Annotated in this window: 12 protein-coding genes; 7 read left to right on the forward strand and 5 right to left on the reverse strand. The window is 34.2% G+C overall.

Annotation, left to right across the window (positions count from 1 at the left end; all coding sequences use genetic code 11):
- Window positions 1-89 precede the first annotated feature (89 nt).
- From ispG to ACXAHM_RS06535, 7 genes are all read left to right on the forward strand, one after another.
- Entirely contained in the window at window positions 90-2,063 is a 1,974-nt protein-coding gene (gene ispG, locus ACXAHM_RS06505) for a (E)-4-hydroxy-3-methylbut-2-enyl-diphosphate synthase (protein ID WP_474959602.1), read from the forward strand.
- Between the two features lie 321 nt (window positions 2,064-2,384).
- Window positions 2,385-4,166, forward strand: coding sequence for a 30S ribosomal protein S1 (gene rpsA / locus ACXAHM_RS06510; protein ID WP_474959603.1), 1,782 nt, complete (start codon window positions 2,385-2,387; stop codon window positions 4,164-4,166).
- A gap of 583 nt (window positions 4,167-4,749) precedes the next feature.
- Window positions 4,750-7,122 (forward strand): TonB-dependent receptor, encoded by a 2,373-nt coding sequence (locus ACXAHM_RS06515; protein WP_474959653.1) that lies wholly within the window; start codon window positions 4,750-4,752, stop codon window positions 7,120-7,122.
- A 24-nt stretch (window positions 7,123-7,146) separates the two neighbouring features.
- Window positions 7,147-8,625 carry a hypothetical protein gene (locus ACXAHM_RS06520; protein WP_474959604.1) on the forward strand — a complete coding sequence of 493 codons (1,479 nt, stop codon included), beginning with the start codon at window positions 7,147-7,149 and terminating at the stop codon, window positions 8,623-8,625.
- 192 nt (window positions 8,626-8,817) lie between these two features.
- On the forward strand, window positions 8,818-11,394 hold the full coding sequence (locus ACXAHM_RS06525) for a TonB-dependent receptor (RefSeq protein WP_474959605.1): 2,577 nt from the start codon (window positions 8,818-8,820) through the stop codon (window positions 11,392-11,394).
- Between the two features lie 24 nt (window positions 11,395-11,418).
- Window positions 11,419-12,066 (forward strand): hypothetical protein, encoded by a 648-nt coding sequence (locus tag ACXAHM_RS06530; protein ID WP_474959606.1) that lies wholly within the window; start codon window positions 11,419-11,421, stop codon window positions 12,064-12,066.
- A gap of 77 nt (window positions 12,067-12,143) precedes the next feature.
- On the forward strand, window positions 12,144-13,772 hold the full coding sequence (locus ACXAHM_RS06535; protein ID WP_474959607.1) for a mechanosensitive ion channel family protein: 1,629 nt from the start codon (window positions 12,144-12,146) through the stop codon (window positions 13,770-13,772).
- Window positions 13,773-13,816: 44 nt separating this feature from the next.
- Here the strand turns inward: ACXAHM_RS06535 and ACXAHM_RS06540 are convergent, their stop codons facing one another.
- From ACXAHM_RS06540 to ACXAHM_RS06560, 5 genes are all read right to left on the reverse strand, one after another.
- On the reverse strand, window positions 13,817-14,680 hold the full coding sequence (locus ACXAHM_RS06540) for an alpha/beta hydrolase (protein ID WP_474959608.1): 864 nt from the start codon (window positions 14,678-14,680) through the stop codon (window positions 13,817-13,819).
- A gap of 131 nt (window positions 14,681-14,811) precedes the next feature.
- On the reverse strand, window positions 14,812-16,962 hold the full coding sequence (scpA, locus tag ACXAHM_RS06545; protein ID WP_474959609.1) for a methylmalonyl-CoA mutase: 2,151 nt from the start codon (window positions 16,960-16,962) through the stop codon (window positions 14,812-14,814).
- Window positions 16,963-17,001: 39 nt separating this feature from the next.
- Window positions 17,002-18,840 carry a methylmalonyl-CoA mutase family protein gene (locus ACXAHM_RS06550; RefSeq protein WP_474959610.1) on the reverse strand — a complete coding sequence of 613 codons (1,839 nt, stop codon included), beginning with the start codon at window positions 18,838-18,840 and terminating at the stop codon, window positions 17,002-17,004.
- A gap of 53 nt (window positions 18,841-18,893) precedes the next feature.
- Window positions 18,894-20,207: an acetyl-CoA hydrolase/transferase family protein gene (locus ACXAHM_RS06555; RefSeq protein ID WP_474959611.1), complete on the reverse strand. Its 1,314-nt coding sequence runs from the start codon at window positions 20,205-20,207 to the stop codon at window positions 18,894-18,896.
- Window positions 20,208-20,278: 71 nt separating this feature from the next.
- Window positions 20,279-21,595, reverse strand: a complete 1,317-nt coding sequence (locus tag ACXAHM_RS06560; RefSeq protein WP_474959612.1) for a sodium ion-translocating decarboxylase subunit beta — start codon at window positions 21,593-21,595, stop codon at window positions 20,279-20,281.
- Window positions 21,596-21,613: the final 18 nt, after the last annotated feature.

Consider the following 21,613-nt stretch of genomic DNA (forward strand, 5'->3'; position numbering starts at 1 on the left):
ATTACGAATCAGGTTATTCTAAACATATAACAATAATTCTTCCGTCAATATAAATTTTATCTTTATTTTTGTCGCAAATAAGCATTCCAATGAAGAAAGAAGATATTCAAAAATATACTTACTGCAACGATATTAACGCCTATTCTAGAAGGCAAACCGTAACTGTTAATATTGGTGGTATTCCTATGGGTGGTGACAACCCTATTCGTGTTCAATCCATGACTACTGTTGACACAATGGATACTGAAGGGTCTATCGAAGAGATTATTCGTATGGTAGAATCTGGATGTGAATACATTCGAATTACTGCACCAAGTAAAAAAGAAGCTGAAAACCTTCAAAATATTAAAGATGGGTTAAAAGCGAGAGGTATTAATGTACCTTTAGTTGCTGATATTCATTTTACACCAAATGCAGCAGAAGTCGCTGCTAAAATTGTAGAGAAAGTTAGAATTAACCCTGGAAATTATGCTGATAAGAAAAAATTTGACTTCATTGAATATGACGATGCTACTTATCAAGCTGAATTAGATAGAATTAGAGAAAAGTTCGTCCCTTTAGTTGAAATATGTAAGGAATATGGAACGGCGATGCGTATCGGTACAAATCACGGTTCTCTTTCTGACAGAATTTTGAGTAGATATGGTGACACTCCCCTTGGAATGGTTGAATCTGCTTTAGAATTTTTAAGAATTTGTGATGAACTAGATTATCATCAAATTGTATTATCCATGAAGGCGAGTAATACGCAAGTAATGGTACAAGCATATCGATTACTTGTTCAAAAAATGGAGGAAGAAGGTTTGAAACCTTATCCATTACATCTTGGTGTTACCGAAGCTGGTGATGGTGAAGATGGACGCGTAAAATCTGCAGTTGGAATTGGCACTTTATTAGAAGATGGTTTAGGTGATACAGTTCGAGTATCTCTTACTGAAGCACCCGAAGCTGAAGCACCTGTTGCGGAGGCTTTAGTTAATCGATATGAAAATAGAAAAGAAACAAGTCAATCTATTACAACAGATATTACAGTTTCACCTAAAAGTCCTTTTAAATACGAGAGAAGAAAAACTATAGAGGTACAATCTTTTGGAGATCATAATGTACCAAGAGTTATTGCTAACTTTTCTGAAGTTGGTGAGATTTCAATGCAAAGCTTGAAAGCAATTGGACACCATTATCTTCCAGCAACAGATAAATGGGCTATGACTGACCATGGTGCTGATTTTATTTACACTGGTAATAAAGAGTTACCATTCATGGCTCCAAATGGTTTAAAAAATATTATTAATGCTTCAATTTGGAGTAAAAATAAGGATGCATATCCTCTTTATACTTTACACGAGTTCAAAGATGCCTCTGAAATTAATAATGAATTGAATTTCGTTAAAATTTCGATTAACGAGGTTAATGATGAGGTTATTGCTGAATTTAAAGAGTTTAAAAATATAGTATTAATTGTGTCTACTGTTAATACTCACGCTATGCCTGAATTAAGAGCTTTATTCTTTAAATTATATCAGAATGAATTACAATTACCTGTAGTTATTGAGAGAAATTACGATGGTTTAACTCCAGATCAACTACAACTTTATTCTTCAACGGATATTGGAGGATTATTAATTGATGGTTTTGGAGACGGTGTAGTGCTTTCTTATGAAGGAAATGAATCATTAGAAGATAGATTACAAAATAGTAATCGTCTTGCATTTGGTATTCTTCAAGCTGCAAGAACAAGGATGACAAAAACGGAGTACATCTCATGCCCTTCTTGTGGTCGTACATTGTTTGACTTACAAGAAACAACTGCTATGATTCGTAAAAGAACAGATCATCTTAAAGGTGTTAAGATTGGTATCATGGGTTGTATCGTAAATGGACCTGGTGAAATGGCTGACGCTGATTATGGCTACGTTGGTTCTGGTAAAGGAAAAATCACTTTATACAGAGGACAAGAAGTTGTAAAAAGATCCGTATCAGAGGAAGAAGCAGTTGATGAGTTGATAAAATTAATAGATGAAGATGGAAATTGGTTTGCACCTCCCACTGAAGTGTTAAGCTAATTACTTAAAAATATCATTATTAAGAGTGAAGTATGCTAGATGTACTTCACTCTTTTTTTTTACAAAAAATCTAATTAGAAAAATTATTAATTAAACAACGTTTACTATTTAGTTCAAACTAGTTAACAGTAAATTAGAGCTGATTTTTCTAATTAATAAAATTAATTCTTACCTTTGCATGCTGATTACACGTACTAGCTCTGTAATCAAAAGGTGAATTTCCACGTACTAGCTCTGGAAATAACACATTTTCAATAATTTACAATTAATCTCTTGCGTCATAGCACTAGCGTAAGAGTGTAAATAGTGCTCATATTTATTATGTCAGAACAATCACAAGACTTCAACTGGGACGAGTTTGAAAACTCACAATCGGCATTCGGCGACGGTTACTCAGCAGCGGAAAAAGAAGAAATGCTTAAAATGTACGAAGGTACATTAAATCAACTTAATGAAAAAGAAGTTGTTAAAGCATCTGTAGTATCTATTACTGACCGCGATGTAGTATTAAACATCGGTTTCAAATCTGATGGTTTAGTTCCTTCAAACGAATTCCGTGACACTCCAGACCTAAAAGTAGGTGACGAAGTTGAGGTATTTGTTGAGCAACAAGAAGACAATAACGGTCAACTTGTTCTTTCTAGAAGAAAAGCGAAAATCGTTCGCGCTTGGGAGAATATCCAAAATGCTCTTGATAACGACGTTGTTATCGAAGGTGTTGTTAAGCGTAGAACTAAAGGTGGTCTTATCACTGATATATTCGGAATCGAGGCATTCTTGCCAGGTTCTCAAATTGATGTGAAGCCTATCCGTGACTTCGACGTATTCGTTGGTAAGAAAATGGAATTAAAAGTAGTTAAAATTAACTACGCTAATGACAACGTTGTAGTTTCTCATAAGATCCTTATCGAGAAGGATTTAGAGGAGCAAAAGCAACGTATCCTAAACAACTTAGAAAGAGGTCAAATCTTGGAAGGTGTGATCAAAAACATGACAAACTTCGGTGTATTCATCGATTTAGGTGGTGTAGATGGTCTTCTTCACATTACAGACATCTCTTGGGGACGTATCTCTCATCCAGAGGAAGTATTGCAGCTTGACCAAAAAGTTAACGTTGTTGTACTTGACTTTGATGATGATAAGAAGCGTATCTCATTAGGTATGAAACAACTTACTTCTCACCCATGGGATTCTCTTGGTGCTGATGTTGAAGTTGGAGCTAAAGTTAAAGGTAAAATCGTAAACGTTGCTGATTACGGTGCGTTCTTAGAAATCATGCCAGGCGTTGAAGGTCTGATCCACGTTTCTGAAATGTCATGGTCACAACACTTACGTAACCCTCAAGACTTCATCAAAGTTGGTGACGAAATCGAAGCAGTTGTATTAACTATCGATCGTGACGAGCGTAAGATGTCATTAGGTATCAAGCAATTAACTGAAGATCCTTGGACTAAGAAAGATCTTTTAGAGAAGTATGCTGTTGGTACTAAGCATTCAGGTGTAGTTCGTAACTTAACTAACTTCGGTTTATTCCTTGAGTTAGAAGAAGGTATCGACGGTTTAGTACACGTGTCTGACTTATCTTGGACTAAGAAGATCAAGCATCCATCTGAGTTCATCAAACAAGGTGAGAAATTAGACGTAGTTGTATTAGAAATCAACCCTGAAGAGCGTCGTTTAGCTTTAGGTCATAAGCAATTAGAAGAAAATCCTTGGGAGCACTTCGAAACTGTATTTACTCCTGATTCAGTTCACAAAGGTACTATTATCTCTAAGAACGATAAAGGTGCAGTAATCGAATTACCTCACGGTATCGAAGGATTTGCAATTTCTAAAAACCTTAAGAAAGAAGATGGTTCTATGCCAGAAACTGGTGAATCATTAGATTTCAAAGTTTTAGAATTCTCTAAAGACGACAAGAAAATCATCCTTTCTCATGTACACGTTTACAATGAGTCTGCTGCAACTTCTGCTCCTAAGAAAGCTGCTGCTAAGAAAGGTGGTGCTAAAGCTGCTCCTGCATCAAACGAAGAAGCTACAACTTCTTTAGGTGATTTAGACGCATTAGCGAACTTGAAACAACAACTTAAAGACAAGAAGTAATTAAGCTTAGCTTAAGAACTTTAAAGTTTTAAGTGTTATATATATCCCTTCTAGTTACTACGGTAATTAGGAGGGATTTTTTATATCAAATAAATTTAAAAAATTTATTATTAGACTTAGTAAAAGTATAACTTTAAACACACCGCACAAGTCTTAAAATCAATATATTATTCTGTTAAATTGTTAAATTACAATATATAAACAATATCTACTGTCCTTTTTATTTATAAATAAACCAATTTTGAATGTTAATTCACCATTAATTAACATTTATTCATCCTCTATAAGCCACTGATTAATAGATGTTTAGATAATCATCATTAATAACTTATTAAAAAATCTAAATATTTACTAAAAATAAATTTAGCTTTGCCTCAATCTTATTCAATTTCTAATCATCTTATTAAACAAACTTATTTCAACTTATGAAAAAGTCGTTTATGTTACTTCTATCGTTGTTAGTTTCTTTATCTCTTTTTGCTCAAGAGGTATCGATAACTATCCAAGGTACAATTACTGATAGTTCAACAGGAGACCTGTAATCGGTGCTTCTGTATTTTTAAAAGGAACAACAGTTGGTACCATTTCAAACTTTGATGGTAATTTTAAAATTAAAACTTCAAAAACTGGAAATCAAACAGTCGTGATTTCTTTTGTTGGGTTTGAAGAAATCACCAAACAAGTTAATCTAAATGGTAACCCCGTAGATTTTGGAGCTATTACATTGGCTTCTGATGCTATTGGTTTAAATGAAGTGGAAGTGATTGCTTCTGTTGCTATTGATAGAAAAACTCCAGTAGCTGTTTCAACAATCAACCCTGAAACAATTGAAACAAAATTAGGAACTAAAGAATTTCCTGAAATTTTAAAATCGACTCCTGGTGTTTACGCAACAAAGCAAGGTGGTGGTTACGGTGATTCAAGAATTAACCTTCGTGGTTTTAATTCTGCAAACATTGCTGTGATGATTAACGGTGTACCAGTTAATGACATGGAAAACGGTACTGTTTACTGGTCTAACTGGGCAGGTTTATCTGACGTTACAAGATCAATGCAGGTACAAAGAGGTTTAGGTGCTTCTAAAGTAGCTGTTCCTTCAATTGGTGGTACAATCAATATCTTAACTAAAACTACAGACGCTGAAAAAGGTGGTAATATCTTTTATGGTATCGGTAATAATGGTAGAGAGAAAATTGGTGTAACATTATCAACTGGTAAAATGGATAACGGTTTTGCCGTTACTTTCTCAGGTTCTAAAACTTCAGGTCAAGGATTTGTAGATGCTACAGAATTTGAAGGTTACTCTTATTTCTTAAACGTATCAAAAGAATTGAATAGCAAACATATGCTTTCATTTACGGCTTTTGGTGCTCCACAAGAACATGATCAAAGATCAGGTTTTAATGCTGGTATTGAAGATTATCAAAAATACGGTGGTATTCGCTACAATCCAGATTGGGGTTATTTAGATGGTGAAAAGTATAATTTGAATACAAACTTCTACCATAAACCTCAAATTTCATTAAACCATTACTGGACAATCAATGATAAGTCTAGCTTATCTACTTCAGCTTATGTATCAATTGGTACAGGTGGAGGTACTGGTTTCCTTGGAACTAGTAAGGATAATGATGCTTATAGAAGAGCAGACGGTACAATTGATTTCGAAAAAATTAGAGATGAAAATGTTGCTTTAGCTGAGCAAGGTTTAGGATCTGAAACTATTTTAAGATCTTCAAATAATAATCATACTTGGTTAGGTGCACTTTCAGTTTATGAAAATAAATTAACTGACTACCTTACTTTAATGGGTGGTTTAGATGTTAGATACTACTATGGTGAGCACTACCGTCAAATCGAAGACTTATTAGGTGGTGACTATTATGTAAGTAATTCAAATGTAAATACGCCTAATAAAAAAGCTGTAGTAGGTGATAAAGTAGCTTACCATAATGATGGTGAAGTATACTGGTTAGGTGGATTTGGTCAATTAGAATACTCTAAAAACAACCTTTCTGCATTCGTTTCTGCTGCAATCTCTAACACCACTTATGTACGTTACGATTTCTTTAACTACACTCCAGAAAATCAAAAGTCTGATGCTATTGATTTCTTAGGTTACAATCTTAAAGCTGGTTTGAACTATAACATCAATGAATATCATAATGTATTCTTTAACACTGGTTATATTTCAAGAGCTCCATTCTTTAGATCTGTATTCCCTAACTATACAAACGATGCTAACGTTGATGCTGAAAACGAAAAGATTATGTCTTATGAATTAGGATATGGCTTTAGATCTTCAAAATTCAATGCTAACGTGAACGTTTACCATACACAATGGAAAGATAGATCATTCACTAGAAACATTGGCCAAAATAGTTTTGCTAACCTTTTAGGTGTAAATGCTACTCACATGGGTATCGAACTTGATGCTAAATACCAAATCAACCATAGATTATCATTAACAGGTATGTTATCAGTTGGTGACTGGAGATGGGATAATGATTTAACTGATATTCCAGTATTTGATGAAGATAATCAAGTTGTTGAAACAATCAGTGTTTACATTAAAGACTTACACGTAGGTAACTCAGCTCAAACTACTGCTGCCTTAGGTGTTGATTATGAATTAGTAAGAAACTTAAGGTTAGGTTTAGATTACAACTTCTTTGGTGAAAACTATGCTGACTTCGACCCTACTCGTAGAACAAATTCAGAAGATAGAAGCGAAGCTTGGAAAATGGAAGATTTCCACTTAGTAGATCTAAGTGTAAGTTATAGATTCGATATCGGTAACTTCAGATCAACTATCTATGGTAACGTGGACAACTTATTCAATGTAGAGTATATTTCTGATGCTCAAGACGGTTCAGATCATACAGCATTCAGTGCTACAAGAATCTATTATGGTTCAGGTAGAACTTGGAACATGGGTATGAAATTAAACTTCTAATCTTAACGACATAATAATCAAAAAATGAAAAAGTCATTTATTTATATATTATCATTAGTAATTGGTCTTTCTTCTTGTGATCCATACAAAGAGATCAATGAATTTGTAAACGATGATCTAGCCTTACAGAGAGATAATGATGAGATTCCTGCTACTTATGTTATTTCAGAGGATGATCACGTATTCACTACTGTAGAAGAAGCACAAGATACAATTCCTTCTATCCTATTGAACAATTACAGAGCTAATCAATATACTGACGGTAAATTGGTTGAAGTTAGTTATACAGTTCAAACTTTAGTAGATGCACCATCTTTTAACGATCCGTATTATGTATCTGAAGAAGATTATTTAAATGCTAATCAAGGTGCTGTTACAGTTGGTATTGATTTAGATGAGTCTTTAACTACAATTGTTTTGAATAACGATGATTATGCCGTAACTGGAGATAAGTATAATAACTTCGGTTGGTATGATGATGAAGCTGGTGAATATCCTGACGGTGTGCAAGTTGATAATGTAATTGATGCTAAAATCAATGACATCTTGAGAACAAACTATCCAGATGAAATTGTTATTGGTAATAAATTCACAGTTGAATATGCATTCTATAGCAATTCTACTACTACTCAACAAAAACGTTCTTATGAAATTCAAGAACAACAAGTAGATGTTGATGATGCATTTATCAATGAAGTTGTAGCAGGAAGTGCAATGCCATCAATTCTTGATGCAATGTATGCTGATAGCGAAGAAGGTTTTGTTGTAATGACATCTTATAGCGTTATTGAAAATTACGAAGAAGGTACTCCTGAGGAAGAATTAAACAAAGTATTAGTTCATAAAGCTTTTGAAAAAGAGGCAGATGGTTTTGATGTTTATTCAGGCTCTCCTACTCTATACATGTTATTTGATGAAGATTATGATGCAATGGGTGCTCCTGGTAGATATAATAACTTCAGTTCTTCTGTAGCTCCTGAAAACTATTTACCGCAATTTGCAGCATCTAGTATGCCATATGCACAAGAAGGTGATCAGATTCAATACTTATACAAGTATTATGCTGGTAGCGAACTTGGAACAATTATTCAATCGATGACATTTGAGAAGGGTGATTCATGGATGCAAATCGCACCTGTATTAAATAGTGGCGCTATGGATAAATTCAAATATTCATTTGGTACTGATGGAGGTGTATGGTTGTTATCTAAAGCTGCTGAAGTTACTTTAACTTCTGCTGATTATGCATTAACTGGTGATGATAGATATGGTAACTTTGGTTACTATGATAATGAGCCTGGTGAATTCCCTGAAGGAAGTGGTATTACTGTTGATAATGTAATTGATGCTAAAATAGCTTTAATTTTAGAGACAAATTATTCTGAATTAAATGTAGCGGATCAAGAAGTTACAGTATACTACGAATATTATGACAATGGCACTAACACTGTGTCAAGGACATATATTTTTGATGGTACTACAAGTACTTGGATCAAACAATAAATTATAAATTGTATAATTTTTAACCCCAACATGAAGATTCTCATGTTGGGGTTCTTTTTTTAAAAAAGTAGGGTTAAATACTTAAGAATTATTCTGTTATCTCTTTATATTTATAGAAAACTTATACTTAGAGGATTCTAAAACCAATTTATATTAGGATAAACTCTACAATTATTATTTTAACTATTTCTTATGAAAAAGGTATTAACCCTTCTTCTTTCTTTACTTATTACTTACTCACTTTATGCCCAAGAGGTAACTACTATCGTTACAGGTACAGTAATAGAGAAAGAAATTGATCAACCTGTTATAGGAGCTTCGATTGTCATTAAAGGGACAACGACAGGAACTACTTCAGATTTTGATGGAAATTTCGTTTTAAAAACCTCCAAGTCTGGAGAAATCACTTTAGTAATTTCATTTGTCGGTCTTCAATCCATTGAAAAAACTTTAACCTTATCAGGTGGTGAAGAAGACTTAGGAATGCAATATATGCTCTCTGATGCAATTGGTTTGGCAGAAGTTGAAGTTGTTGCTTCAGTAGCCGTTGATAGAAAAACTCCTGTAGCCGTTTCAACTATAAAACCTGAAGTATTAGAAGAAAAACTTGGCACACAAGAATTTCCAGAAATTCTGAAATCAACTCCTGGTGTTTATGCTACAAAACAAGGTGGTGGTTATGGTGATTCTAGAATAAATTTAAGAGGTTTCTCTACGGAAAATATTGCGGTAATGATCAATGGTGTACCTGTTAATGATATGGAAAACGGTACTGTATATTGGTCAAACTGGGCTGGTTTATCCGATGTAACAAGAACAATGCAAGTTCAAAGAGGTTTAGGAGCCGCCAAAGTTGCTGTACCTTCTGTTGGAGGAACTATTAATATATTAACTAGAACAACAGATGCTAAAAAAGGAGGTAACGTATTTTATGGTATTGGGAACAATAATTACAATAAAATAGCCTTTACTGCTTCTACTGGTCAAACAGAGAATGGTTGGGCTGTAACAGTATCAGGGTCAAAAACTACTGGATTAGGATTTGTAGAAGCTACAGCATTTGAAGGATATTCTTATTTTGCTAATATCGCTAAGCAAATTAATGATAGTCACCAACTTTCATTTTCAGTTTTTGGAGCACCACAAGTTCATGGTCAAAGAAGAAATAGAGTGAATATGGTTGATTATCAGGAATCAGGAAGAGGAATTAAATATAATCCTGATTTTGGTTACAGAGATGGTAGAGAATTTAATATTTATGAAAACTATTATCATAAACCTCAAATGGGTCTTAATTGGTATTGGACAATTAATGATAAATTAGATTTAGCGACAGTTGTATATGCTTCAATTGGTCGTGGAGGTGGATCTACTACTGCTGGTAACACCTCAAAATTTGCTGCAGCATGGAGCTCCCCCTACAGAAGAGACGGAGTGATAGATATTGATAGAATAGTTGACGAAAACGTTGCCGCTGGTCGACAAGGATCTGAAAGTATTATTGTTAACGGTGTAAATAATCACTCTTGGTATGGTGGTTTATCCACATTAACAGCAAATCTATCTGACGAAATTGTTTTTACTGGTGGTATTGATTTTCGTTGGTATGAAGGAAATCATTATCGAGAAGTTAAAGATCTTCTTGGTGGTGAATTTTATGTTGACCCAGCTGGTTCAAGTGGTGTAATTCAACCTGGATCACCTCAATCAATGGACCGTGTAGTTCAAGTTGGTGATAAAGTTCAATATAATAATGATGGCATTGTAGCCTGGCAAGCCCTTTTTGCACAGGCTGAATATTCAGACGAAGCGTTATCAGCTTTTGTTTCTGCTTCCTTATCTAATCAATCTGCAAAAAGAATTGATTATTTCCAATATGTTGGAGCTGATCAAGAAACTGATTGGCAAAGCTTTATAGGTTATAATGTAAAAGGTGGTGTAAATTATAATTTAAATGAAAGCCATAATGTATTTTTCAACCTTGGTTACTTCTCTAGACAGCCTTTCTTTAATAGTATATGGCCAACTTATGACAATGAAGTTAATGAAGGTGTGATCAATGAAAAAGCATTAAGTTTTGAATTGGGTTATGGGTATAGAAGCCAATTAATTAGTGGTAATGTTAATGCTTATTACACAAGTTGGAAAGATAAATTCTATAGAGATTCTCAAAGAGATCCTGATAATGGAGAAACGTATTCTGTAAATATCCCAGGTATTGATGCCTTGCATATGGGGATCGAAGTAGATTTAGTTATTCGTCCAACTGATAAATTTAACATAACAGCTATGTTCTCATACGGAGATTGGAAATGGAATAGTAATGTTCTTAATGTTCCAATTTACAATGATCAGCAACAAGAAATTGGTACTACTAATGTTTATGCAGAAGGTATTCATGTTGGTGATGCTGCACAAACTACAGGTGCAATTGGTGCGTCTTATCAAGTCATCGCGGGTTTAAAAGTAGGTTGTGATTGGAATATATATGATCGATTATATGCTGATTTTCAAGTTACAGACCTTAATTCACCAGAGGATGCTACTGATCCTTGGAAGGTACCTACCTATAATTTATTTGATTTATATGCATCATATAAATTCCCAATGGGTCCATTTAACGCATCATTAAATGCTAAGGTTAATAATGTAGGTAATGTACAATATGTTTCTGATGCAAGAGATGGAAGTACGCACGATTATACTTCTGCTACTGTTTATTATGGTGCTGGTACAACTTGGTCTACATCACTAAAAGTTACTTTCTAAAATTGACATATAGCTCATATTTGTATGAAAAAGATATATAAAATAGCAGGTCTCTTATTCTTTACTTTAGGGTATTTTGCCTGTAACCCATTAGAAGATATCCATAATGAGTTAGAAGATAGCACTGCTAAGGCTCCTATTGAGATTGATTATACTCTAACAGAAGATGATTATGCTACCTCCTGTAATGATAATGTAGCAAGGTATAACAACTTTTCTAGTACTGCTCCACCAGATGATGATTCATGCGGTGTAGTGCAAATTATTGATCAAATCTATTATGGTGTTGAGGGTGATATTTTAAATGTCACTTATGCTTATTATAATGGTAGTACTACAATAGATTCTACATCGGCTTATAAATGGAAACCGGAATTATCAGGATGGGAATTATCTCCTATTTATAATTATATGTTAGTGGAAGAGCAAAATACTGACCTTGAATACACTTTAACTGATTCTGATTATAAAACTCAAGGTGAAAGTTATCCAAACTTTGACTTGAGAAATAATTCACAAGAAGATATTGATACAAAAATTGGAAATATCTTAAATGCTCAAAGTACAATTCAGATTGAAGAAAATAATGTAGTGAGAGTTTTCTATAGAACTTATTCACCTGCTACAGGAGGTCTAGATGCTGTTGGATATTATGAAGCGACTCTCCCATAATAAAATATAATTGTATAGTTTTGATCAAGGGGCATCATTAAAAGGTGCCTCTTGTTTACTTTATCAATATTTTAATTATGAAGCTTAGGCTATTACTTTCATTATTATTTGTCATTTATTCTAATCAAACTTTTGCTCAAGTTATTGATTCATTGGAGAGTTTCCCAAAAGATCATGAATTTTACAAATTTAAAAAAGTAGGTAATTTGGAATACTCTTTAAGCAGTCCTTACCATACATTTCATACACATATCGATTTTTTATCTGATGATAATTTTCACCCGGAGATAGCTGCGAATGTATTTAATCCAAGAATAGGAGATTTAGAAACAAGGATCAAATTAGCAACAGAATTAAAGCTTATATTAAGAGCAAATGATATCTATGCTTACAATACTAATTTAAGTTTAAAAAAAAATTATATTGATAAAAAAACAGATAGAGTAAGGTTTACATTATCTAAAGAACTTCCAGATGTATATCTTGTAAAATATTCTGATGGAAATTGGTATTATTCACGCTTTACAGCTAATAGGATTCATTCTTTATACGAAGAATTTTATCCTACTTACACAAGATCTTTTTTAGTATATGTTACAAAATTTAAAGAAAATGGTTTTTCAATATTAGGTGTAAGGATATGGAAAATTTTACTAACCTCTTTTATATTACTATCATTGTTTACATTACGATATGCATTAGATAAATTTCTCTACTTTATAATTACTAATTTCTTTTTTAAGAAACTTCAAACAGAAGCTTTTAGACAGTTATTAGCAAAAGCATTACATACAATAACTATCACTATTTCATTAACAATTTTCTATTGGTCAATACCCTTATTACTTTTAACAGGTTCGTTTTCATATTTTTTAAATATGTCTACAAAACTATTAATAGGAATTTATTGTACTGTAATTCTATACCGTGTTTCAGATGTAACTGTATATAATATCTATCGAAAAAACAGATATAATAAGATGAAGTTGAATAGAAGTTTAACTCCTCTACTATCAACGTCTTTAAAAATTCTAAGCCTAATAATTGGTACACTTGGCACCTTAAATTTTATAGGTTTTGATATCAATAAACTTGTGGCAGGTATTTCATTTGGCGGTATTCTTATTGCCCTTGCTGCTCAAGATACCGTGAAGAATTTCTTCAGTTCAATTATGCTGTTTACAGATCAACCATTTAAAGTTGGTGACTATATTGAAATCGACACACAAAGCGGCATTGTTGAAGAAATTGGTTTTAGATCTACAAAAATCAGAACATTTGAAGATTCATTACTTGTTATCCCAAATAATCAATTATCTGATAATAAAGTAGATAACAAAGGGAAAAGAAATTATAGAAGGTTCCTTACTACCATATCAATCACTTATGGTACACCAAGAGAAAAAATTATAAAATTTACTTCAGGAATTAAGAAAATCATTGAAAAACACCCGTTGAATAGAGAAGATGTTTATTATGTTAATTTACATACTTTTGGACCAAGTTCATTAGATATTATTTTTCAAATGTATATTACGACACCTGATAGAATAATTGAATTAAAAGCTAGAGAAGAAGTCATGTTATCGATTATAAAGTTAGCGGAAGACATTGGGGTTGATTTTGCATTCCCTACACAAACATTATATCTCAATGAAGATGACAAAAGACCTAAAAATTCTGATGACAGTGAAGAAATAAAATAAAAAAGAGTCTATCAAACTTAGTACTAATGATAGACTCTTTCGTTTTAATATTGATGGAAAGATTGAGAAATAAACGCTAAAACTGTTGGTAATGACTCTCTCCAATAAGTCCATGAATGACCTCCATCTCTAACTCTATATTCATGAGGTATTTTTTTATCTCTCATTAGAATATGCATTTTGCTATTCCCTTCATAAAGAAAATCATCATCTCCACAATCTATATACCACCTGAGTTGATTTTTCCATTCAATTTTTTCAGGTAATGCTTCAACAAGTTTCAGGGGATTATTTCGGTCGATATGTTCTTGTATTTCCTTTTTTGATTTCCCTTTATAGTATTCATCAACTTCACCCCTTCTTTCCTCAGGGTCAGCTTCACTAAACCATGCACTCAAAGGGCAAGCTGCAGCAAATAATTCTGGATGTCTTAAGGCATAAATGAAGGTGCCTCCACCTCCCATGCTTAAACCAGCAATAGCTCGATAACGTTTCTCATTTCTTATGCGATAAGTCTTCTCCACATGAGGCATTAACTCTTTGAAGAAATAATCTTCATAATTCCAATTCCCATCAATTGTATTAGTATAACCAATACGATCAGTATCGGCATCTGGCATAATAATAATCATTGGTGTAGCATTCCCTTCTTTAATTGCTTTATCTGCTATCCTTTGCACTTCACCAAATTGTATCCAACCTGTGTGATTATCACTATAACCATGAAGTAAATATAATACAGGGTAACTTCTATCAGATTTATCATAACCTGATGGTAGATAAACTGAATATTTTTTTTCTTTTCCTAAAATCTCACTCTTTACCGTTTTTGTTTCAATGACTTTTGAAGATTGAGCATGTAAAAGTTGTGTTGATATTAATAAAAATAATAATAAGTAATATTTCATAGTTTGTTTTTTAAATAGATAGATATACTAAACTAGTAGAATTATATTAAAATGAAAAAAGGGTACTGCAATCGCATTAGCAGTACCCCAATATTTATCTCACAAATTATTATAATAATTCATTTAGACATTTACTTTTCCACTTCATCCTCTTCTAACAGTAACTGAAGTACTTTCTTCGCTGAAACAGGTATCTTAGTACCAGGTCCAAAGATTGCTGATACTCCGTTGTCATATAAGAATTGGTAATCTTGCTCAGGAATTACACCTCCTGCAAATACCATGATATCTTCACGACCGAGGCGTTTCAACTCCTCAATTAATTGTGGAATCAATGTTTTATGTCCTGCTGCTAATGAAGATGCACCTACACAATCGACATCATTTTCTGCTGCTTGACGTGCTACTTCTTCAGGAGTTTGGAATAAAGGTCCCATGTCCACATCGAATCCGATATCTGCGAATGAAGTTGCAATAACTTTTGCACCTCGATCGTGACCATCTTGACCCATTTTTGCGATCATTACTCTTGGACGCTTTCCTTCTAATTTTTCAAATTCGTTGGCTAGACTTTTCGCTTCAGCAAATGCTTTGTCACCTGCTACTTCATGAGAATAAACTCCTGAGATATTACGAATTGTTGCCTTATATCTTCCGAAATCTTTTTCCATAGCATCAGAAATTTCACCTAAAGAAGCTCTACATCTTGCTGCTTCAACAGCTAACTCAAGTAAGTTCCCCTCACCAGTTGCAGCAGCTTTCTCGATGGCAGTTAAAGCAGATTCTACTTTTTCTGCATCACGCTCTTCTCTCATTTTATTTAAACGAGCAATCTGACCTTCTCTTACTGCAGTGTTATCGATTTCAAGTACGTCGATTTCAGTCTTTTCATCAGAGATGTATTTGTTTACACCAACGATTGTATCTTGACCAGAATCAATACGTGCTTGTTTTCTTGCAGAAGCTTCCTCAATTCTCATTTTTGGAATCCCCTTCTCAATTGCTTTTGCAATACCGCCATGCTCTTCAACTTCTTCAATAAGTCCCCAAGCTTTTTGAGCAATTTCATTCGTCAAATATTCTACATAATGAGACCCTGCCCAAGGATCAATAACCTTACAGATATTGGTTTCATCTTGTAAATATAGCTGTGTATTACGAGCAATACGAGCTGAGAAGTCAGTTGGTAATGCAATTGCTTCATCCAATGCGTTGGTGTGTAAAGACTGAGTATGTCCTAACGCTGCACCCATTGCTTCAATGGTGGTTCTAGCTACGTTGTTAAAGGGATCCTGCTCTGACAATGACCAACCTGAAGTTTGAGAATGTGTTCTCAGTGCCATTGACTTAGGGTTTTTAGGGTTAAATTGTTTTACAATTTTCGCCCATAACATACGACCTGCTCTCATTTTCGCAATTTCCATAAAATGATTCATACCAATTGCCCAGAAAAATGATAAACGAGGTGCGAATGCATCAATATCTAATCCAGCTGCTTTACCAGCTCTTAAGTATTCTAAACCATCTGCAAGCGTATAAGCTAATTCGATATCAGCAGTAGCTCCAGCTTCTTGCATATGGTAACCCGAAATAGAAATAGAGTTGTATTTCGGCATATTGTTAGAAGTATATGAGAAGATATCAGAGATGATTCTCATTGATGGTTTTGGAGGGTAAATATATGTGTTACGTACCATGAACTCCTTCAAAATATCATTTTGAATAGTACCACTCAATTTCTCTTTTGAAACTCCTGACTCTTCAGCGGCAACAATGTAGAAGGCTAATACAGGTATCACAGCTCCATTCATTGTCATTGATACTGACATTTTATCCAATGGAATATCATTGAATAAAATTTTCATATCTTCAACTGAATCAATCGCTACACCTGCTTTTCCTACATCCCCTACAACTCTTGGGTGATCAGAATCATACCCCCTATGAGTAGCTAAGTCAAAGGCAACAGAAAGCCCTTTTTGACCAGCTGCTAAGTTTCTTTTATAAAACGCATTAGACTCTTCTGCAGTTGAAAAACCTGCATATTGTCGAATAGTCCAAGGTCGTAAAGCATACATTGCTGAGTAAGGACCTCTTAAGAAAGGAGGTAAACCTGCACCAAAAGCTAAATGTTCAGCTGATTGCGTGTCTTCTTTAGAAAAACCTTGCTTTACATCGATACCTTCAGCAGTTGTCCATGGCTTGTTTTGTTCTTCCACAAGCTTCTCAGGAGTGACAACTTTGATATCATTTATATTTAATTTTGAAAAATCTGGTTTCATTTTCTTCGTTCTTTAAATCAAAAACATTTGCACCTTTTCTTAATTAATTTCCAAATCCAGTTGGAACTGTCTCAAGGCTTGAATTGCATTTGTCTTTACATGAATAAATCCGTCTACTCCAGCAGCAGTGTAATCACTTTCATGCTCACCTGGATAACCCGCCAAGATTAGTTTTTTATTTTTTGCTTCAGAAGCTTTAAAAGCCTTAGCAAAAGTTGCAACATGCTCTTGGTATTCTGGGTCTGAAGAACACATTACAATGACATCGGCATCAGATGAAATAGCACCTTGAATTGCTTCATCTACTGAATTGTAGAATTGCTCTTCAGATACAAATCCAGCTGTACCAAAAAAATCCATTGCGAAAGTCGAACGAGCTTTTCTCATTGCAAGGTTACCAAAAAGAGTGTTGAACACTTTTGGTCTTTGCCCTCCATCGTGGACATATTTTTCCGTTTTTAAACGAAGATTTTCAAACTGAAGTGTGGCTCTTTGTGGTAATAATAACTCAACTTCTGCAACATGATCGTGAGTAACTTTTACTTGTTCTGGGTTGATCATTTCTTGTTGATTTGGATATCTATTAGTCCCAACATACACACTTCTTCTTTGAGCGATCATTTTTTCCTTTAGATCTCTCGTATGTTGAATTTGATTTTGGATTCCTCCGTCTTTAAAGGCTTTTAAGAAACCATCTTCAGATTCAATAGTTTGGAAAAGCATCAATGCTGCATCCATTAACTTTTCAGTCAATGTATCAATGTAATAAGAACCTGCTGCAGGATCAGCCACTTTACCTAAGTAAGCCTCTTCTCTCAAGATGTGAGAGATGTTAAGTGCAACACGTTGAGATTGTTTTGTTGGTTCTTCATAAGAAGCATTATGTGCTTCAATATTGATAGCATCAACTCCACCCAATACTGCAGACATTGCTTCCGTTGTATTACGAAGCATGTTTACATTTGGATCATATAATGACTTAGACCATAGTGAAGAATTTGCAACAATTTCAATATTCTCAGATGAGAAATCTTTATTGTATAATTTTGCAATTTCTAATGCTAATAATCTAAATGCTCTGAATTTTGCAATCTCATGGAAATAATCTCCTCCAACTGTTGCTTGGAAGACTACATTATTTAATACATTGATAGGTTCAACATCGAACTTCGCTAACTGATCAATATACTCAACTAGTGTATTTAATGTAAATGCTAATTCTTGAACATGATTTGCACCAGCGTTTACAAAAGCACTTGATGAAATTGCCATTACTTTGAAAGCAGGCATTTCTTCTGTGTAAGAAATTAATCTTGATAAACGTTGGAATCCTTCTTCATCCAGTACACCTGTAGTTGTAAATTGATGGATTGGGTCAAAGTTGATGTAACCAGATACGTGATTTAATGAAACACCATGAATGTGTAAATACCCTACATAATCTCTAATTAAAGTACGAGGATGTTTTACATTTTCAAAACCGATGCTGATCATTTCAATACTGATTCCTTTGAAGGCTAGTTCAATATCAAAATCTTTAATACTATCTACATCGAAAATTAATCCTTCTACACCTCTATCTAGTAGGTAAAGTGCATTGGTATTCACTTCTGCGTTATCTTTTCCGACAACTCTTTGATAGCTTTTCCAGTTTAAACCTTCCTCTTCATTTGAAGGTAATATATTTTTTAGATCGGATAATACATCCGTTTTTTCTACTCTATCTTCTGCTGTAAAGTATGGTTGGATCATCATTCCATTTTCAGTTTTCCATACCAGCTTTTTATCGAAATCAGCTCCTTTTAAATCAGTGATTACTTTTTCTTTCCAAGTCTCTTTACTGATTGGTTCGAAGTCTGAAAATAATTTTTCAGCCATTGCTTTGTTATTTTAGTGTGTATTGGTATTACAATTTAAACATTTCTCTTTGATTATACCAACTCAGGTACATTTAAAGAAAATGATGAATAACTTCTGCCAAAACGTTCTCTCGCTTCACGGTCCAAGTTCTCTCTATGCATCGGGTGAGCGATTGCTATAAGAGCATGTGCACGCTGTGCTAAGTTTTTGCCAAAAAGATCTGCAATACCATATTCTGTTACAACAAAGCGAGCATGAGCTCTTGTTGTAACTACTCCTGCACCTTGTTGTAAGAAAGGTGAAATCTTCGATACTCCTTTTGCTGTGATCGATGGAAGTGCTGTAATTGGCTTACCTCCCTCAGAAAGGGCTGCTCCACGCATAAAGTCCATTTGACCACCAACACCAGAGTACATTCTAGTACCAATTGAATCCGCACAGATTTGACCTGTTAAATCAACTTCAATAGCAGAATTTATTGCTGTAACTTTAGGATTTTGACGAATGTTCGCGGTATCATTTACATAAGCAATATCCATCATTTCTACTTCAGGATTATCATTCATGAAATCATACAGACGCTTCGTTCCCATTGCAAAGCCTGATACAATTTTATGAGGATTTAATTTTTTCTTGGCACCGTTGACTATCCCTTTTTCACATAAGTCAATTAATCCTTCAGAGAACATTTCAGTATGAACTCCTAAATCTTTGTGATTATGTAAATAGGTCAAAACAGCATTAGGAATACCACCAATACCCATTTGTAATGTAGCACCATCTTCCACTAAAGATGCTACATGAGCACCTATTTGTTGCTCTACATCAGATGGTTGGGAGAAACTCATTTCATATATAGGCTCATCAACTTCAATAATAGCATCAAAGCGGTCAATGTGAATGATACCATCCCCCATACAACGAGGCATTTGTTTATTCACTTGAGCAATAATAGTTTTTCCTTTTTCAACAGCTGCTACCATGATATCAACTGATACACCTAATGAACAATAGCCATGTATATCTGGAGTTGAAACATTTACTAAAACAACATCTAATGGTAAAATATCTCTTCTAAATAAATTCGGGATATCAGATAAAAATACTGGAACGTATTGTGCATTACCTGCCCAAATTTCTTTTCTTACATTACCACCAATAAAAAAGTTATTTGACTTAAAGCTATCAGCATATTCTTCTTTTGCATAGTCTGCATAACCTTCAGTATGTATGTGGCAAACTTCAACATCTCTTAATTCAGGAGCTCTAGCTGTCATTGCCTTTACTAAAGCTTGTGGAGTACCAGCACCACCTTGAACTACAACTCTGTCTCCTGACTTAATTAACTTGACAGCTTCCGCTGCGCTTACATATTGCTTTGTCATAATATTAAGTGTTGTGTTGAAGGTGTTATCATTTTCATGATGAAAACACCTTCATTAAATATGATAAAAAATTAAATTCCTCCTATTTGAGCGAAGTAAGTCAAGAAGCTGATCAATATACCTGCTGCCACAGCTGAACCAATCACACCAGAAACATTCGGTGCCATTGCATGCATAAGTAAGTGGTTCGAGGGATCTGCTTTTAACCCTTCTTGTTGTACTACCCTTGCAGAATCTGGAACTGCTGATACACCTGCAGCTCCAATGAGTGGGTTTATTTTGTTGTCTCCTTTTAAGAACACATTCATCAATTTTGCAAAAGCTAAACCTGAGAAGGTGGCTACAGCAAATGAAGCTGCTCCTAAAGCGAATATTTTCATTGAATTTAAAGTGATAAATTCACTGGTTTGTGTTGAAGCTCCTACTGTAACTCCTAAAAGAATGGTTACAATATCGATCATTGACGTTCTGGCTGTGTTGGCTAAACGTTCTGTATGACCTGATTCTTTTAATAAGTTACCAAAGAACAACATCCCTAATAGTGGCAATGCACTAGGTGAGATGAACGTTGTTAAAATTAACCCCACCAATGGGAAAATAATTTTTTCTGTTTTCGAAACAGTTCTTGGTGGTTTCATTCTAATTTTACGCTCTTCAGGAGTTGTCATCAATCGCATAATTGGCGGTTGAATTACAGGTACTAGGGCCATATATGAGTAGGCTGCAATCGCAATTGCTCCTAGTAAATGTGGGGCTTCTTTTGAAGATAAGAAAATGGCTGTTGGACCATCTGCACCACCAATAATACCAATAGATGCTGCTTCTCTTAAATCAAAACCTAAAGCAATTGCTCCAATAAAAGTGAGGAAAACTCCTACTTGCGCTGCTGCTCCTAAAAGCATAAGCTTTGGATTGGCAATCAATGAAGAGAAATCGGTCATGGCTCCAATTCCTAAAAAGATTAATGGAGGGTAAATACCTTTTTCTACTCCAAAATAAAGATAGTTCAATACAGAACCTTCTTCATATAAACCAATTTGGTTACCTTCTACAAATGGAATATTTCCTATAATAACTCCTGTACCAATCGGGATTAATAGTAGTGGTTCATAATCATATTTTATCGCTAAAAATATAAAGAATAAACCAACACAAATCATGGCCAAATTGGGTAAAGTAAGGTTAGCAAAACCTGTCATTGAAATAAAATTAGCTAAACCATTTAAGGCCATAGTCCCAAAACTTGGTGTTGTACCTGCTGCAATAGCATTTTGTGTCACTTCACCTATTGTTAGATTACTAAAACTTGCTGCACTAACAGTAGCCCAAGAAATCATAATAGCCGCAATGGCACCGAAGACGATAAATAAGCGTTTTGTTTTCATCATGTTACTCAATTAAATGAA

It is taken from the genome of Flammeovirga sp. AWQ4_249, assembly GCF_056161045.1.

Coding starts and splice junctions, on each gene's coding strand:
- ispG (WP_474959602.1), top strand. CDS start 90: ATGAAGAAAGAAGATATTCAAAAATATACTTACTGCAACGATATTAAC.
- rpsA (WP_474959603.1), top strand. CDS start 2,385: ATGTCAGAACAATCACAAGACTTCAACTGGGACGAGTTTGAAAACTCA.
- ACXAHM_RS06520 (WP_474959604.1), top strand. CDS start 7,147: ATGAAAAAGTCATTTATTTATATATTATCATTAGTAATTGGTCTTTCT.
- ACXAHM_RS06525 (WP_474959605.1), top strand. CDS start 8,818: ATGAAAAAGGTATTAACCCTTCTTCTTTCTTTACTTATTACTTACTCA.
- ACXAHM_RS06530 (WP_474959606.1), top strand. CDS start 11,419: ATGAAAAAGATATATAAAATAGCAGGTCTCTTATTCTTTACTTTAGGG.
- ACXAHM_RS06535 (WP_474959607.1), top strand. CDS start 12,144: ATGAAGCTTAGGCTATTACTTTCATTATTATTTGTCATTTATTCTAAT.
- ACXAHM_RS06540 (WP_474959608.1), bottom strand. CDS start 14,680: ATGAAATATTACTTATTATTATTTTTATTAATATCAACACAACTTTTA.
- scpA (WP_474959609.1), bottom strand. CDS start 16,962: ATGAAACCAGATTTTTCAAAATTAAATATAAATGATATCAAAGTTGTC.
- ACXAHM_RS06550 (WP_474959610.1), bottom strand. CDS start 18,840: ATGGCTGAAAAATTATTTTCAGACTTCGAACCAATCAGTAAAGAGACT.
- ACXAHM_RS06555 (WP_474959611.1), bottom strand. CDS start 20,207: ATGACAAAGCAATATGTAAGCGCAGCGGAAGCTGTCAAGTTAATTAAG.
- ACXAHM_RS06560 (WP_474959612.1), bottom strand. CDS start 21,595: ATGATGAAAACAAAACGCTTATTTATCGTCTTCGGTGCCATTGCGGCT.